At 61.2% G+C, this 17,122-nt stretch carries 6 protein-coding genes and 1 riboswitch; of the genes, 4 read left to right on the top strand and 2 right to left on the bottom strand.

The window, feature by feature from the left end; all coding sequences use genetic code 11:
- Window positions 1-42 precede the first annotated feature (42 nt).
- On the top strand, window positions 43-795 hold the full coding sequence (locus DWU98_RS10790) for a GntR family transcriptional regulator (protein WP_115495557.1): 753 nt from the start codon (window positions 43-45) through the stop codon (window positions 793-795).
- 60 nt (window positions 796-855) lie between these two features.
- On the opposite strand, the gene DWU98_RS10785 is transcribed toward DWU98_RS10790, so the two are convergent.
- Window positions 856-2,151 carry a hypothetical protein gene (locus DWU98_RS10785; protein WP_115495556.1) on the bottom strand — a complete coding sequence of 432 codons (1,296 nt, stop codon included), beginning with the start codon at window positions 2,149-2,151 and terminating at the stop codon, window positions 856-858.
- A 111-nt stretch (window positions 2,152-2,262) separates the two neighbouring features.
- A riboswitch (cobalamin riboswitch) is annotated at window positions 2,263-2,487 on the top strand.
- A 127-nt stretch (window positions 2,488-2,614) separates the two neighbouring features.
- Here DWU98_RS10785 and DWU98_RS10780 point away from each other — a divergent pair.
- From DWU98_RS10780 to DWU98_RS10770, 3 genes are all read left to right on the top strand, one after another.
- Window positions 2,615-4,522, top strand: a complete 1,908-nt coding sequence (locus DWU98_RS10780) for a TonB-dependent receptor domain-containing protein (RefSeq protein ID WP_230474799.1) — start codon at window positions 2,615-2,617, stop codon at window positions 4,520-4,522.
- A gap of 342 nt (window positions 4,523-4,864) precedes the next feature.
- The gene (locus tag DWU98_RS10775; protein ID WP_115495555.1) at window positions 4,865-8,047 is read left to right on the top strand and encodes an efflux RND transporter permease subunit; all 3,183 of its coding nucleotides are present in this window, start codon (window positions 4,865-4,867) and stop codon (window positions 8,045-8,047) included.
- A 348-nt stretch (window positions 8,048-8,395) separates the two neighbouring features.
- On the top strand, window positions 8,396-11,575 hold the full coding sequence (locus DWU98_RS10770) for an efflux RND transporter permease subunit (RefSeq protein WP_115495554.1): 3,180 nt from the start codon (window positions 8,396-8,398) through the stop codon (window positions 11,573-11,575).
- 109 nt (window positions 11,576-11,684) lie between these two features.
- On the opposite strand, the gene DWU98_RS10765 is transcribed toward DWU98_RS10770, so the two are convergent.
- Window positions 11,685-16,922, bottom strand: a complete 5,238-nt coding sequence (locus DWU98_RS10765) for an autotransporter domain-containing protein (protein ID WP_147293296.1) — start codon at window positions 16,920-16,922, stop codon at window positions 11,685-11,687.
- Window positions 16,923-17,122: the final 200 nt, after the last annotated feature.

The raw sequence follows: 17,122 nt of genomic DNA, 5'->3' as shown, positions 1-17,122 counted from the left end.
TGCAGTTGTGGCAGTGGTTTGTCATTGGTATGGTTCGCATCTATGCAGAATGCCTTGGCCGAGGAATACCGGCGCCTGAGCCGCGATACCACCACCCACCAGCCACTGGCTTACCTGCGGCTGCGGCGGGCTATTCGCAACGTGATCCAGCATCGCGACATCGAGCCTGGCCAGACGTTGCCCAGCGAACGCGATTTATCGCAGGCTTTGGGTCTGTCCCGCGTGACTGTGCGCAAAGCTATTTCCGGCCTGGTCGAGGAAGGCTTGCTGACCCAGCGGCACGGTGCCGGCACCTTCGTGGCTGAGCGCATCGTCAAGCCGATGTCGCGCCTGACCAGCTTCACCGAGGACCTGCGCGCCCGCGGCCTGCATCCGCGCTCGGAGTTCTTCGAGCGCAGCGTGGGCGAAGTGACGCCGGAAGAATCCATGGCGCTCAACCTCTCGCCCGGCGCGCTGGTGGCACGCCTGCACCGCGTGCGTTATGCCGAGGACGAGCCGCTGGCGATCGAGCGCAGCGTGGTGCCGGCGAGCGTGCTGCCCGATCCGCACGAGGTGCACGATTCGCTGTACGAAGCGCTGGAAAAATACAATTGCCGCCCCGTGCGCGCATTGCAGCGCCTGCGCGCTGTGTTGCTGGCGTCGCGACAGGCGCGTTTGCTGCATGTGACCACCGGCAGCGCAGGGCTGCATATCGAGCGGCGCGGCTTCCTGGATGACGGGCGCGTAGTGGAATTCACCACCTCGTGGTATCGCGGGGATATCTACGACTTCGTCGCGGAATTGCAGACCGATTGAACGCTGGGCCGAACCGATGCCGGCCTTTCCATGTTGCAGCTGCGACTCCTGCTGCGCCAACTAGGCTTCAAGGTCACCGTTTTTGTTGGCCGCCAACACGGTTGCCGCATGGGCAATGGAATCTGTGTTATTCACGGCGTATTGCGCGCGCAAGGGTGGCAGTGGACGGGTAGAGCAGCTTTTTGGCTTTCTATAAAAATCGCCATGCTCATCTCTTTTTACGTACCACTGATCGCGCAGATGGCATCCTAAATGGACGTGCTCGTGTATCAACGATTGCGTCACACGGCCTGGATGGTTCTCTAAGACATAGCTCGACATCACCAATTGACCGGTGTAACGGGATTTCTCCCGTGTGACATAGGCGGTGTATTCCGTAGGCGCCGTCGACCCATCGAGATAGATATTCGCCCCTTTGTTGCCCCAGGTTTTTTTCATGGCATCGAGGGTGCTCGCCAGCTTTGCTTTTATGTCGGCCCTTACGTCATCGCCCTGTACATCATCACCGAACAGCTCCCGCATATGCGCGAGTGTTTTGGCGTCCCAATGGCGATCAACCTGTGCAAGTGCGGCGGTGGCGGTTTCAATGCCTTTACGCAGCGCCCTCTTGACGGCTCTGCGCTCGGCCGGATGAGCCGACAGCCTGGCAAGCTTGGCCTTCTTTGTGCGATTGGCGCAGCGCTCACGGGTCGCTTTCGAGTCTTCGATGCCTTCGGGTGCCTCATCTTCAGTGATTACGCTGGATAAGACCGGCTCATCTGGGCTTTCTTGAGCCATCCTTCGTCGGACATCCGGATGTGCTCTGGCCCGGTCATGGTTGAACCGGCTCTCTTCACTGCGCCATGTAGCAGGAGGCTCGAACGGGAGCGGTTGGTCGGTCTCGAACGAACCGTTGAACGAACGCTTGTGGTGAGCGCATTCCCGTCCGTTCGTGTCATAGACCGCTTCATCCAGCGTCGTCTGATAGTGCACGTCCCTGGTCTTACCGTCTTTGGACGTCGCGATCGTCCAATGGGTTCGTGTTTTATCGACGACGGTCAGACCGGATGATGATTTGAACTGAACGACCTTCTGCATGAAGGGGTGATTTTTGCGCGCGCGATCCTGACCGATCGTGGTCCACGTCTTGGATCGACCGTCGGGACTGACGTACGCATGCGTTGCCGAATCCGCCTCCCCCCAACCCTTCTGCGTGCCGCCGGTTGGAAATGCTGTCGCCGAGAAAACGGCAAACGGCTGGCTGCCACGACCGGGTGCGGTGAAAGGGTTGGGCGCGGCGGGTGACAGATCGGCCTGTTCGTCAGCGGCACTCACGTATCCTGCATGGGCTCTGCTGTCGCTGGAGGGGATGAACATAGGGCTCCTTGAGGTAGAACGCTCAAGGGCATGCTGGCACAGGCCGGATGATGGGCTGGGTTACAGGCCTATTTACCCTTGGCCAGATTGCCCCTAACCGCGCCACCCGCTACAGTTGCGCCCGTTCCAGGTGTCCCCACGGTTGATCCCAAGGGGATGAAACGGGAAGCCGGTGCGCTGTTCGCACAGCAAGGCCGGCACTGCCCCCGCAACGGTAAGCGAGATTTCCGAACGATCACACGCCACTGTGCCCCGCATGGGAAGGCATCGTTCGACAGCATGCTCCGCAGCATGCCACTCGCAAGTCCGGAGACCGGCCCGGAACAGGTTCTGGCACTCGCGGTGGGCGAGGTACGGAGGTCGTGTGACAGCGCTGACTGTCCGCATTCCGTTCCCCTTCTTCGCTGCAGTGCCGGCTGATTCATTCTTGAGCCGCGCGGGGACGCGTGGCAGGGGAACCTCCATGCTGTTGAAGAAATCCACGCTCGCAGCGGCCTTGCTGCTGTCGCTGGCCGCGCCGGCCGCCTTTGCGCAATCCACGTCTGATCAGAACAACAACACGCTTGAGCCGGTGGTCGTGACCGCCACGCGCACGGCCGTTACGGCCAACGATGCGTTGTCGTCGGTCACGGTGATCACGCGCGAAGATATCGAACGGCTGCAGCCAACGTCGGTCGCCGATCTCCTGACGGGTTTACCAGGCGTGTCGCTCGCGCAGACGGGCGGCATCGGGCAGCAGACATCACTGTTTCTGCGCGGCACCAATGCCACGCATGTGCTGGTGTTGATCGACGGCGTGCGTATTGGTTCGGTCAGCAGCGGCCTGCCGGCGCTTGAGCAGATTCCGGTGGAGGCGATCGATCGCATCGAAATCGTGCGCGGCCCGCGCGCCAGCCTGTACGGTTCGGATGCGCTCGGCGGCGTGATCCAGATTTTCACCAAGCACGGTCAGCCCAATGGCGGCATCTCGCCGTCGGTCAGCGTCACCGGCGGCAGCCATGGCTATGTCAACGGACAAGCCGGCGTTTCCGGCGGCGATTCGCACCTCTGGTACAACGCGAGCCTCGGCGGCGAATACACCGGCGGCATTCCTGCTTGCCGCATGGGCGCGGCCGAACTGGGTGTGGCGTGCTTCGTGGACGATCCGCGCAACGATGCGTACCGTAACTGGAACGGCTTCGCCAATGTTGGTTATCGCTGGGACGATGGCACCGAACTGGCCTTCGACTGGCTGCGCAGCAAGAGCAACGTGGAATACGCCGGCAGCCCTTATTCCGGCGATTACGCCATCGAAGATCAATATGTCGCCGGCGCGCGCCTGAGCTTCACGCCGCTGTCGATCTGGAAAGTCACGCTCAGCGCGGGCCAGAGCCGCGACGACGACAACACGTTCTACCAGGGCACGTACTACGGTGTGTATGACGCGCGCATGGGCACGGGCTATTTCGATTCGCGCCGCAACCAGGCCTCATGGCAGAACGACATCACGCTCAGCACGGATCAACTGCTGACCGTCGGCGTGGACTACGAGCAGGAACACATCACCAGCGACACTGCGTACGAAGAAACCACACGCGGCGATACCGGCACTTTCGCGCAATACCAGGGCACGTTCGGCCAGAACGAAGTGCAGCTTGCGGCGCGCCATGATCACAACGACCAGTTCGGTAACCACAACACCGGTTCGGCCGCGTGGGGCTATCACTTCGAAAATGGGCCGACGCTGTTCGTCAACTACGGCAGCGCTTTTCACGCGCCGACCTTCGATGATCTGTATTTCCCTGCGTTCGGCGGTGTACCCACGTCCAATCCGGATCTGAAACCGGAAACCTCGCGCAGCTTCGAGGCCGGCCTCAACCAGCAGCTCGGTCACTGGAACTGGGGTGTGGATGCGTACCAGACCAGCATCACCAATCTGATTACCCTCAACAGCGAATTCATCCCGATGAACCTCAGCCGCGCGCGCATTCGCGGCATCGAAGGGCAGTTCGGTTTCAACGTGGATGACTGGCGCGTGCAGAGCTATCTGACGCTGCTGCAACCGAAGAACGACGATGGCGGGCCGGACAACGGCGACATTCTGCCGCGTCGCGCCGAGCGTACGGCGCGCGTCGATGTCGACCGCCGTTTCGACAAGTTCAATATCGGGGCGACGTTCTTCGCCTCCGGCAAGCGCTACGACGATGTCGCCAACGTGTACCGCATGGGCGGCTACGCCACCACCGATCTGCGCGCCAGCTACAGCTTCGCGCCGAGCTGGCAGGTCGAGGCCAAGCTGGCGAACGTGTTCGATCACCATTATGAAACGGCCTACTACTACAACCAGCTTGGCCGCACCTGGTACCTGACGTTGCGTTACAGCCCGAAATGATGCGCGAACGCCCTTAGCGGGATTGGCCGGGTAACCTCGCGGTGACGTTCAGCTACGCGAACTTCGCTCGCGTGACCCCACCCTAACCCTCCCCTGCAAGCAGGGGAGGGAACTGAATCCCGCATGGTTCAGGCGTAAATCCAGTTGGTTCCGCCTAAGTGAAAAGAAAAAGTCCCGGCCATGCCTTTCGGCACGGCCGGACTTCAGGCACATTTGCGTTCCTAGCCCCCAAGGCATAAAGGTGCCCATGAATGTGCCCTTCTTTTTGCTTGCGCCGCGGCTTGCGCTGGATGCGCGCGGACGTGGCTTGCGCTCGCCTGACGCGGTTGCGCAGGTAATGCCATGAATATTTTTGCCCCGATTATCCGTCGCCCGATCGGCACGTCGCTGCTGGCCATCGGCCTGACCATCGCCGGCTTCTGCGCCTATCTGATGCTGGGCGTGGCGGCACTGCCTACGCTGGATTTCCCAGGCGTATTTGTCAGTGTCGCACAGCCAGGCGCCAGTGCGCAGACCATGGCAAGCACCGTGCTGGCGCCGTTGGAACGCCACCTGGGCCGTATTCCCGGTGTGCAGGACATGTACGGCAACGCCAACGAGGGCAGCGCCACCATCATGGTGCGCTTCGATTTCGGCCGCAGCGTCGACAAGCTTGCCGAAGACGTGCAGACCGCGATCAACGCCGCCGCGCCCGATCTGCCAACGTCGCTGCCAAGTCCTCCGCAGTATTTCAAGTTCGACACCTCGCAGATCCCCGTGCTGCACGTCGCGCTGACCTCCACCAGCCTGCCACCGGACAAGCTCTACGATCTCACCGACACCTTGCTCAGCCCGGCCATTGCGCAGATTCCGGGCGTGGCTCGCGTGCAAGTGTTCGGCGGAACCCCGCATGCGGTACGCGTGGATATCAACAACTCCGCGCTGGCGGCCAAAGGCCTGACCGCCAACGACATCCGCAACGCGCTGGTCGCCGCCAACGTCACCTCGCCGCAAGGCATGCTCACCAACGGGCAGACGCAGATGACGGTCACCGCCAACGATGCGCTGCACACGCCGGAGGATTTCGCGCATCTGGTCGTCTCCACCCACAACGGTGCGCCGGTATACCTGTCCGACGTGGCGAAGGTCACCAGCGGCGAACAGGATAAATATCAAGCCGCGTGGTTCAACGGCACGCCCGCCGTGGGCCTGGTGATCAACAAGCGGCCAGAAGCCAATGCGGTGGCCACCGCGCAGGCGGTGCGCGACAAGCTGCCGCAATTGCGCAGCCTGCTACCCGCCGATGTGCAGATGACGCCGATCTTCGATTTCACCCGCAGCACCAAGTCGGCGCTGCATGAAGTGGAAGTGGCGCTGCTGATCAGCATCGGCCTGGTTGCTGGGGTGATGCTGGTGTTCCTGCGCCGGCTGCGCCCCACGCTGATCGCCACGCTCAGCGTGCCGCTTTCGTTGGCCGGCGCATTCGTGGTGATGTGGTCGCTGGGCTATACGCTCAACATCCTCTCGCTGGTCGCGCTCGTACTTTGCATTGGTTTCGTGGTGGACGATGCGATCGTGGTGATCGAGAACATCTTCCGCCATATGGAACACGGCGAGGCGCCCCTGGATGCGGCCTTGCGTGGCGTGCGCGAGATCGGTTTCACGGTGATTTCCATCACGCTGTCGCTGATCGCGGTGTTCGCTCCGCTGTTGTTTGGCGACAATATGCTGATCATGCTGTTGCGCGAATTCTCGGTGACGCTGACGGCGGCGGTGGTGATCTCGGCCATCGTATCGCTCACGCTCACACCGGCGCTATGCGGCCGTTTCCTGCGACCCGAGGCGGTCAAGGCCAAGGCACCTTCGCGCATGGAGCAACGGTTGATACGCTTCGACCGCTGGCTGCACAGTCACTACGAGCGCGCACTGGATTGGGCCATGCACCACCGCCGCCTGATGCGCTGGCAACCGATCACGCTGCTGCTGCTCACCATCGTGCTGGGCTGGGCCACCGTGAAAACCGCTGGCGGCACCTTCATGCCAGACCAGGATACCGGCCAGCTCGGGGTCGAGTTGCGCGCGGACGCCAATGTCTCGCCCACCCTGCTCGCTGCGATGGTGGTGAAGGCCAACAAGATTCTGCAGGATGATCCGGCCACGCTCGATACGCTCACCATTCTGGGTGGCGATAACGGTTCCGGCGGTGCAGTAGGCAACATTGCTTCGATGTACGCCGACCTCAAGCCAAAGGGCGATGGACCCAACGAGCGCAAGGAAAGCATCAAGAAGGTGATCGAACGCCTGCAGAAGAAATTCGATCCGCTGCCCGGCCTGAAGGCGTATTTCAACCCGCTTCAGTTCTTCAACGGTGGCGGCGCAGGCGACAATGCCGGCCAGTACGAATTCCAGATCGTCGATGACAACGGTGGCGAGGACCTGCAGCCGATCACGCTGAAGATGGTGCGCCAACTGCGAACCATTTCCGACATCACCGACGTCAGCAGCAATTTCGATCTGGTCGGCAAGCAGCAGCAGATCCGCATCGACCGCGAAAAGGCCGGTCGCTTGTTTGTGAACATCGGCGACATCGATGCGGTACTGCTCAATTCGTTCGGCCAGAATCAGGTATCGGTGATCTATTCAGACATCAACCAGTATCGCGTCGTGCTGACCTCATCCAGCGCCGAAACCATGAGCGCGGACGCGCTGCTCAACCTTTACGTGCGCAACACCAAAGGCCAGATGATCCCGCTGTCCGCGATTGCGACGATTGCACCGGACATGAGCCCGATGAGTATCCGCCACCATGATCAACAACAGGTGGCGACGATCAACTACAACCTCAAACCCAACGTGCAACAGAGCAAGGGCATCGAGCTGGTGCAGCAGGCGGGATTGGCCGTGCATCTTCCTGCCGGCATTCGCCTGGATTTCACCGGCTCCAACCAGCAACTGCAGCAGGCGCAGTCCAACGGCGGCATTCTGCTGATTGCATCCATTGTTGCCATGTACATCGTGTTGGGCATTCTTTACGAAAGCCTGGGCCATCCGTTGACCATTCTTTCCACCTTACCGGCCGCGGGCATGGGTGCGTTCCTGGCCATGCTGGTGACGCATACGCCGCTTTCGCTGATGGCGATCATCGCGATTCTCATGCTTATCGGTATCGTGAAGAAGAACGCGATTTTGATGGTGGATTTTGCGCTGGTCGCGCAACGCGAGCGTGGGCTATCGGCACCGGATGCGATTCGCGAGGCAGCGTTGGTGCGCTTTCGTCCCATCACCATGACTACCTTGGTGGCGATGGGCGCAGCGCTGCCGCTGGCGGTCGGCTTTGGCATCGGCTCGGAAATGCGCCAGCCCCTGGGCATCGCGATCGTCGGTGGCCTGTTGGTATCGCAAATGCTCACCTTGTTGAGCACGCCTGCGATTTATCTGTGGTCGCATGACCGTGGATTGCGCAAGGCGGCGCGCAAGGCGCGGCGCGAGGAAAAGCGTCGGCTGCGCGCGTTGGGACAGCAGACGCCGGCTGCTCAAACGGATTGAATGGCTGCAGGTGTTACGCCCTTGCCTCGCAGGGGGGCGGCGGTGGGGTGGAGCAACCTGACCACTCATCTCAGCATTACCGCAAGCTCTCACAACCCCACCCTAACCTCCCCTGCGCGCAGGGGAGGGAACGTACCTCGCGTCGTCGATGCGCAGCGTCCTCACTCACCTCTACAGGCGCCACGAAGGCTTTCCCCTGCCTTCTGGCACGGCCCGACTTCAAGCACATTTGCACACGTAAATGCTGGCGTATGAAGTAGACATGATGACCCTTCTATATCGCGACTGTTCACGCGGCTTGTACGTCGCCCTCGTCAGCGTGCCGACCTTGAACGCATCACCGCGGACATGAATATTTTCGCGCCCATTATCCGCCGCCCCATCGCCACGTCACTGATGGCGATCGGCCTGGTGCTTGCGGGCTTTTGTGCCTATCTGCTGCTGGGCATCGCTGCGTTTCCGTCGATTCAATTCCCTGCTGTGGCAGTGACTGCCTTATTACCTGGTGCCAGCGCGCAAACGGTGGCGGCAACCGTCACCGCACCGCTTGAGCGTCAGCTTGCGCGTATACCCGGCATCGATCGGATGAATTCCGATTCCAACAGCGGCGGCATGTTTATCCAGCTCCATTTCAATCCATCGCGCACCTCCGACCAGGCTGCGCGCGATGTGGATGCGGCGATCAACGCCGCCGCGCCGGATCTTCCGCAGGAGATGGCGCTGTTTCCGCCGCAGTACTTCAAGGCCGATACCTCGAACATCCCGGTACTGCTGATCGCGATGACCTCCGACAGCATGCCGCAGGACAAGCTTTACGATCTGGCCGATACCCTGATGCGCCCGGCCGTCGCGCAGATCACCGGCGTCGCGCAGGCGCAATTGATCGGTGGCTCACCCCATGCCGTGCGCGTGTCGTTGAACAATGCGGCGCTGACGGCCAAGGGCCTGACCGCCAACGATGTGGCCAATGCATTGCGCGCGGCCAACGTCGCATCGCCCCAGGGTATTCTCAGCGACGGCATGACGCAGATGACCGTGTCCGCCAATGACGGTCTGCAGACACCGGCCGATTTTCGCTCGCTCATCATCGCAGATCAGAAGGGCGTTCCCGTGCGCCTTTCGGATGTCGCGACCGTCACCAACGGCCAACAGGATTCCACGCAGGCGGCGTGGTTCAACAACCAGCACGCGGCCATCATGCAGGTGATGAAACGCCCCGAGGCAAACTCGGTGGAAGTAGTACAAGCCATCCGTGCGACCTTGCCCAGGCTGCGGGCGCTGGTGCCGGCAGATGTGCAGGTCACGCCGATTTTCGATCTCACCTTGTCCACCAAATCGGCGCTGCATGAAGTGGAAGTGGCGCTGCTGCTGAGCATCCTGATGGTGGCGGTGGTGATGCTGGTGTTTTTGCGCCGGTTGCGCCCCACCATCATCGCCATGTTCAGCGTACCGCTGTCGCTGGCCGGTGCGTTTGTGCTGATGTGGTCGCTTGGTTTTACGCTCAACATGCTTTCGCTGATCGCACTGGTGCTGTGTATCGGCTTCGTGGTGGACGATGCGATCGTGGTGATCGAGAACATCTTCCGCCACATGGAGCAGGGCGCGAAACCACTGGATGCCGCGCTGATCGGCGTGCGCGAGATCGGCTTTACGGTGATCTCGATCACGTTGTCACTGATTGCCGTGTTCGCGCCCATGGTGTTTGGTAACAGCCCCATCGTGGTGCTGATGCGCGAGTTTGCCGTCACGCTGATCGCCACCATCGTGATTTCCGCCGTGGTCTCGTTGACGCTGACACCCGCGCTGTGTGGCCGCTACTTGATACAGGAAACGCACGAGCGCCCCGCGCCTGGCAAGCTCGAAGTGGCGGTGGCACGCCTGGACCGCTGGATGCTGCGCATCTATGAGCGCGCGCTGGATTGGGCCATGCATCATCGCCGTGTCATGCGCTGGCAGCCACTGATCCTGCTGGTGCTGACGGTGGGCTTGGCGATGACCGTGGTAAAAACCGCCGGCGGTACGCTGATGCCGGAGGGCGACACCGGCATGCTGCAGGCGGACATGCTGGCCGATCCGAACATCTCGCCAGACCTCCTCGCCAAGCGCACGCAAGCGGTAAGCGCGATCATGCTGGCCGATCCGGCCATACTCGACGTCGGTGCGTTTTTGGGCGGCAACAACACCAACGGTGCCGTCGGCAACGAAGCCTCCTTCTTCGTCGACCTCAAGCCGCGTGGCGATGGCCCCGGCCAACGGCGCGACAGCGCCGATACAGTGATCAAGCGACTCACCGCCAAGTACAAGAAGCTGACCGACGTGAATGTGGCCGTCACCAGCCTTGGCTTCTTCAACGGTGGCGGCCAAAGCAAAGCAAAAGGTCGATACGATTTCTCGCTCACCAGCACCACCGGTCTATCCTTGCAGGATCCCACCCTGAGACTGGCGCAGACGATGCGCACGATGAAACAGTTCAAGGACGTGAGCACCAGCTTCGACAGCATCGGCAAACAGCAGCGGCTGGAAATCGATCGCAACGCGGCGGCGCGGTTGCAAGTGGGTATCGGGCAGATCGATCAGGCGCTGGCTGACGCCTTCGGCCAGACACCGGCGTCCATCATCTATGCCAATCTCAACCAGTATCAGGTCGTGCTGACCGCCACTAACGCCAATTCGTTGAGCCCGGCCACTTTGTTGAACATGTACGTGCGCAACAGCAACAACAAAATGGTGCCGATGTCGGCGATGGCGCATATCGTCCCACACATCGAGCCGATCGATATCGAGCATTACAATCAACTCGAATCGGCCACCATCAACTACAACCTTGCCGATGGCGTGACGCAGTCCGAGGGGCTCAAGCTGGTCGACCAGGCCATGTTCGCCGCGCATCTGCCACCTGGCGTCGTCAAGCAATACACCGGCGACAATCAGCAGTTGGTGGAGGCGGCCACCAATGCCGCCATCATGTTCATCGCGGTGATCCTGGCGATGTATATCGTGCTGGGTATTCTTTATGAGAGCCTCATCCACCCGCTGACCATTCTCTCGACCCTGCCGGCCGCGGGCATGGGTGCGTTTCTGGCCATGCTCATCACGCATACGCAGCTCAGCACCATGTCGGTGATTGCCGTGTTGATGCTGATCGGCATCGTGAAGAAGAACGCCATTTTGATGGTTGATTTCGCCCTCGTCGCCGAACGCGAAGGCGGCCTCGCACCGCCCGAGGCCATCCGCGAAGCCGCCGTGGTTCGCTTCCGTCCGATCACCATGACCACCCTGGTAGCGATGGGCGCGGCACTGCCACTGGCGGTCGGTTTCGGCATCGGTTCGGAAATGCGCCAGCCGCTGGGTATCGCCATTCTTGGCGGTTTGTTCGTGTCGCAGCTGCTGACCTTGCTGAGTACGCCCGCCATTTACCTGTGGCAGTACGACCGTCGCGTGCGCAAGGTAGCGCGCAAGGCACGCCGCGAAGAAAAACGGCGGGTGCGTGGCATGGGGCAGCGAGCCCCGGCAATCGAAGTCGAATAAAGACGCGCTCTGTTCGGAAAGCGTCATGTGGGCAATGACGTGGAGGCTTGAAATGGAGCCTCTATCGTCCCGGCGAGCGCCGGGACGATGGATGGAGCAACCTTTTGCGCTAGAACTTCTTCTTCACGCCCACACGAATCATCTGGTCATGCGAATGCGGTTGCGCCAGGTAGTCGTATTCGGTGGTGATCAACCAATTGCGCTGCAACTGGAGATCCGTTCCAAAGCCCAGCTCCAGACTGTTGCCATTGGCGCTGTAGGGATTGGTCAGCACATTCCATGATCCCGCCGACGGAATGAATGCATAGCTCAACGTAGTGCTGCTGGCGCCCTGGAAGTCGTGGCCGAATTCAAAGCGGATGTGCGGAACCAGCGTGCCGAAGCTTTCCTGCACCTGCCCGCTCGCGCGTATACCAAGGATGGTCTGCGAAGTGCGCACAGTCTCATCACCATAGGTCAGCGCACCCGTAACGTCACCGGTTTCGGAGAAACTGTTCAACCGTGCCATCGACCATTCCAATCGACCATAGGGCGACAGCAACCAATTGTTCCACTTGTATTCGTAACCGCCGGTCAGCGATGCGAACCACTGATCGCCGTTGCGTCGGCCTAGCAAGTAGTCGCCCGTATCGTCGTCATAGCGGCGACTGCTGAAATTCAGGCCGCCACCGCCCAGCACACCGTCGATATACGTGCGAGCGGAGGGTTCGAAGCTGCCGTACACGGCAGCGCTGTAACCCTGCGCAATACTGTGCGTGCCATCGTTGGCGATATCGGTGTTGTCGTGGTTGTAACCGACGCTCAGGCCGACCAGGCCACGCTCGCCCAGACGCTGGTCCACGCCGGTCGTAATCGCCATGTTGTCCGAATCGAAACCCGCCGCCTGACGGTAAGCGTCGAACGAGCCGAAGTTCGCGGCGCCGCCGATCCAGATGCCCAATCCCTGAGGTCCTTGCAGTGGCGTGGTCTGTCTGGCGTTGGACGTCGTCGGCTGCGCCGTACCATCGCTCACGGCGTCGCTGGCGCCTATGCCGGGTCGCATGATGCTCCCGTTCCACGGTGCATTCGGCGTAGTAGCGTTTGGACCGGATGCATGCATCGGCTGCCCATCCATGCTCAGCGACAAAGTGTTGCTGAAGAGGGAGCCACCGCCGTCGTGCAGGCTTTCCAGGCGACCGCGGATATTATCGAGCTGACTCTGCGCGAACATTTCCGCTTCGGTGGTCTGTGCATTGATGATGCCCAGCGCATCGGCGTTCTTGGATGGATCAGGTTGATTGGTCACCAGCACAAGGACGTCCACGGTAACCGGCGCACCGGACGAGGACGTGAGTACCGCGGTGATCTGCACCAGACCAAGGAAGTTTCCTGCAGACGTAAACGTCAGCTCCGTGGGCTGGCCGAGCGACACGTTGCCTGCGTTGCCCGGCGAAAGCCCTAACAGCGTCGAGGAAACATACGACCCCGGGACGATGCTCGCCAGATCCACCGACACCGGCGTGCCCGGCTTGGTCAGCACCGTCTTGGTGTGGCCGCTTGCACTGCCTGCCGCAGTGACGGTAACCGTGATGGTCGCCGGCTGTGAACTGCCGAAGTTATTGCTGACGGCGTAAGTGAACGTATCGGTGCCGACGAAACCTGCAGCGGGGGTATAGGTGATCTGAGTGCCGCCTGCCGTTGCACTGCCGTGCGCAGGCTGTGCTGACACGCTGACGCCGGTGAACGGTTGCGGGCCGGTTGCGCCCGTTTCGGCCTGCACCACTACCGCCGTGCCTGCTGTGGTCGTCACCGTGTGCGCCTCAACCACTGGCACTGCCAGAGATGTGACCGTCACCGTGATGGTGGCGGGCGAAGACGTGCCACCCGGATTGGTCGCCGTATAGGTGATGCTGTCCGTCCCACCGTAGAAGGTAGGCGAGGGGGTATAGGTGATGCTTTCACCCGAGATGGTTGCCGTACCGTGGGCAGGCATCTTCGCGATCGCTACGGACGTTACGTCGATGCCGGTGATCGCACTACTCAAATTGATGGCTGTTGCCGTGTTGTAGTGGGTGTTCGCGCTGACATTGGTCACCACCGGCGGCGGCGGATTGGTGATGGTCACCGCCAGCGTCACTTGCGGCGCGGCGAAGTGGCTCGCATCGCCGGCTTGATTGGCGGTGACGTTGCACGTGCCGGCGGAGAGTGTTGTCACCGTGGTGCCTTGGATCGAACACACCGAGTTCGACGACGATGCAATCGCAAACACCACCGGACTGCTCGACCCATCGCCGGTTGCCGATACGGTAAACGTACCACTGGGCTTGAACATCGGTTGCGCCGGATTGGCCGCGAAATGGGTAATGGCACCGGCGGCCTTCGGCGTTACGCTGTTGGAAGCGGACGAGGCCACGCTTGTACCTGCCGCGTTGGTCGCCGTGACGGTGAAGGTATAGGCCGTGCCATCGGTCAATCCGGTCACCGTGCATGGAGAATTCGCACACGTGCCAGTGATGCCGCCGGGATTGCTGGTAGCGGTGTAGCCGGTAATCGCATTGCCGCCATTGAACGTGGGCGGGGTAAATGCCACCGTCGCTTGCGTATCGCCTGCCGTAGCCGTGCCGATGGTCGGTGCGCCTGGCGCGACCCCGCCTATGGCAAAAGTTTGACTGACTTGCGGTGCCGCTGAATAAGCACCGTTACCCCCCTGGTTTGCATTGATCGTGCAGGAGCCGGGCGACACCGTCGTCAATATGCCGTTGTTGGTGATCGTGCATACGCTGGCGGTGCTCGATGCGAATGTCACGGGCAAGCCGGAACTCGCTGTCGCCGTGAGCGTCGGCGATGTACCGAAATTCTGCGTACCAGGATTGTTGAACGTGATCGTCTGGCTGCTCTTGGGCGTCACGCTGTTGGAAGCGGCCGAGGGCGCACCCGTCCCTACCGCATTTGTCGCCGTGACGGTGAAGGTATAGGCCGTACCGTTCGTCAAGCCGGTGACGATGCAAGGTGAGGATGCACAGGTGCCGGTGAGACCGCCAGGACTGCTGGTGGCGATGTAGCTGGTGATCGACGTACCACCGGTGAATGCAGGTGGGACAAAACTCACCGAAGCCTGCGCAGCGCCTGCCGTGGCGGTGCCAATGACTGGAGCGCCTGGCACCACGGCCGCGACAGTGAACGATTGGCTCACTTGTGGCGCCGGCAGATAAGCGCTATCGCCCCCCTGGTTCGCATTGATGGTGCAGGTACCCGATGAGACGGTGGTCAAAGCACCCACATTCGTGATCGTGCACACCGAGGCCGTGCTCGAGTTAAAGCTAACGGCAAGACCGGAACTCGCCGTAGCGGTGAGCGTGGGCGTGGTACCAAAATTCTGCGTACCGGGGTTGTTGAAGGTAATCGTCTGCGGCGCCGCCGGCGTCACGCTATTGGACGCGGCCGAAGGCGCACCTGTGCCGGCCGAATTGGTCGCCGTGACGGTGAACGTATAGGCCGTGCCATTCGTCAAGCCGGTCACCACACAAGGCGACGATGCACAAGTGCCGGTTAAATTGCCCGGACTGGAAGTGGCCGTATAACTGGTGATGGACACGCCACCGGTAAATGCCGGTGCCGTGAAACTTACCGATGCTTGCGTAGTCCCCGCTGTGGCCGTGCCGATGGTCGGCGCGCCGGGCACCACGGCCGCCACGGCAAACGATTGCGACACGGTTGGCGCCGGTGCGTACGTGCCGTTGCCGGTCTGATCGGCATTGATGGCGCAGGTGCCCGCGGTAATGAAAGTAAGCTGGCCCGCCGGGGTAATCGTGCACACGGGCGCCGTCGTCGACGAGAACGTTACGGCCAGACCCGAACTTGCGGTGGCTGACAGCGTAGGCGTCGTGCCGAAATTCTGCGTGTTGGGGTTAGTGAAGGTGATCGTTTGATTAGCCTTCGGCGTCACACTGTTCGACGCGGCAGAAGGCGCGCTCGTGCCGACCGAATTGGTGGCCGTCGCTGTGAAGGTATAAGCCGTCCCATCGGTAAGACCTGTCACTGTGCACGGGGAGGCTGCACACGTCCCCGTAATGCCGCCGGGACTGCTGGTGACGGTATAGCCGGTGATGGTGGCGCCGCCATTATTGGCTGGCGCGGTGAAAGTCACCGTTGCCTGCGCATCGCCCGCCGTGGCGGTGCCGATGGTCGGTGCGCCCGGCACGGTCAGGGCATTGATCACCAGGGTGTAGTTTTGTGTGCCGGTGAACCCGTGCGCATCAGTCGCCTGCGCGGTGAAGTTGAAATTACCCGTTACCGTGGGCGTTCCGCTCAATTGACCTGCGCTCGACAAAGTCATGCCATTGGGCAAAGCGCCGGAAGCAACGGCAAAGGTATACGGCGAGCTGCCCCCGCTCGCCAATAGGGTCTGTGCACTGTAGGCGTTGTTCTGAATCCCGCTTGGCAGGCTGGAGGGCGACACGGTGATCGTCGGCGCCACCACCTGCAAGCTGTAACTGACTTGCGTAGACGTACCGGTGTTGTCCGTTACCTTTACTGAAAAATTGGTCGTGCCCAGTGCGGTGGCTGTACCGGAAATCGAGCCCCCGCTGCCGATCGAAATACCGGCAGGCGGTGCCGTGCCGGGCACCTGCGCGTACGTATAGGGCGCGGTGCCGCCGCTTGCGCTCATCGTTTGGCTGTAAGCCTGATACGCGGTGGCGTTCGGCAAGTTCCCACTCGCCGGCGTGACAACGATGCTGCTGCCGCCGATGACAATCGTGACGGTTACGGAGCCGGTGTTGTTCGCTGAATCGGTGGCCGTTTCGGTAATCGTAAACGAGCCGCTTTCTGTCGGCGTACCTGAAATGAGACCGCTAGAATTATCGCTCAATCCCGCCGGCAAGACGCCTTGCGTAATCCCATAGGTATAAGGGGAGCCAACGCCACCGGAGGCTGCGAATTGCAGCGAATAAGACTGGCCTAGGGTGCCACTGGGCGCCGAGGTGGGAGATAGCGTAATGGAAGCCGCTGCGACGATCGTAATAAGGGCGGTGACCTGATTGTTATTGTCGTCCAGAAAAACGAATGAATCAGAGGTCGCGCCTTTACCGTCGTTCGTGTACTCCAGAACGACCGGATCGCTGGTATCGAGCGTGCCGTGAGAGGGGCCCGATACGATGCCATCGATGCCAATGCCGTCCGTGCAGGGACCTACGTTCAATGGAGACGTGGCGCCAGAAACCGCCGTGAAACTCTCCGTCGTGCACGTGGCGCGCGCGACGCCCGGCATAGCTGCAAGCATGCCCAGCACCAATACGATACGCAGCCAACTTCCCTTCTCTCGCACTGCAGCATGCAGCCGAGCGAACACCGCCTGCCATGGACGCACGTTCCTTCCCCCTATCCCCTAATTACCTGCGGCACCTTTACAAAAGGGTCCCCACCGCGCGATAAACGCTGAAGCGCGTAATAGCGCCCTAACTGTAACACCGTTGGTATTAAATCCGCGTCTGCAGTACCCGTCGGTCTTTGCCTGTTAGGGAAAGATACGGCTCCGTGTGGTTCTTCACACCTGACCTAAGGGGAAAA

It is taken from the genome of Dyella monticola, from assembly GCF_003363155.1.
Taxonomy (GTDB): Bacteria; Pseudomonadota; Gammaproteobacteria; order Xanthomonadales; family Rhodanobacteraceae; genus Dyella_B; species Dyella_B monticola.
This window is presented reverse-complemented; position numbering and strand designations above follow the sequence as displayed.

What these genes read in the sequence shown, in the direction of transcription:
- DWU98_RS10790 (WP_115495557.1), top strand. Translation starts at nt 43, where the DNA reads ATGCAGAATGCCTTGGCCGAGGAATACCGGCGCCTGAGCCGCGATACC.
- DWU98_RS10785 (WP_115495556.1), bottom strand. Translation starts at nt 2,151, where the DNA reads ATGTTCATCCCCTCCAGCGACAGCAGAGCCCATGCAGGATACGTGAGT.
- DWU98_RS10780 (WP_230474799.1), top strand. Translation starts at nt 2,615, where the DNA reads ATGCTGTTGAAGAAATCCACGCTCGCAGCGGCCTTGCTGCTGTCGCTG.
- DWU98_RS10775 (WP_115495555.1), top strand. Translation starts at nt 4,865, where the DNA reads ATGAATATTTTTGCCCCGATTATCCGTCGCCCGATCGGCACGTCGCTG.
- DWU98_RS10770 (WP_115495554.1), top strand. Translation starts at nt 8,396, where the DNA reads ATGAATATTTTCGCGCCCATTATCCGCCGCCCCATCGCCACGTCACTG.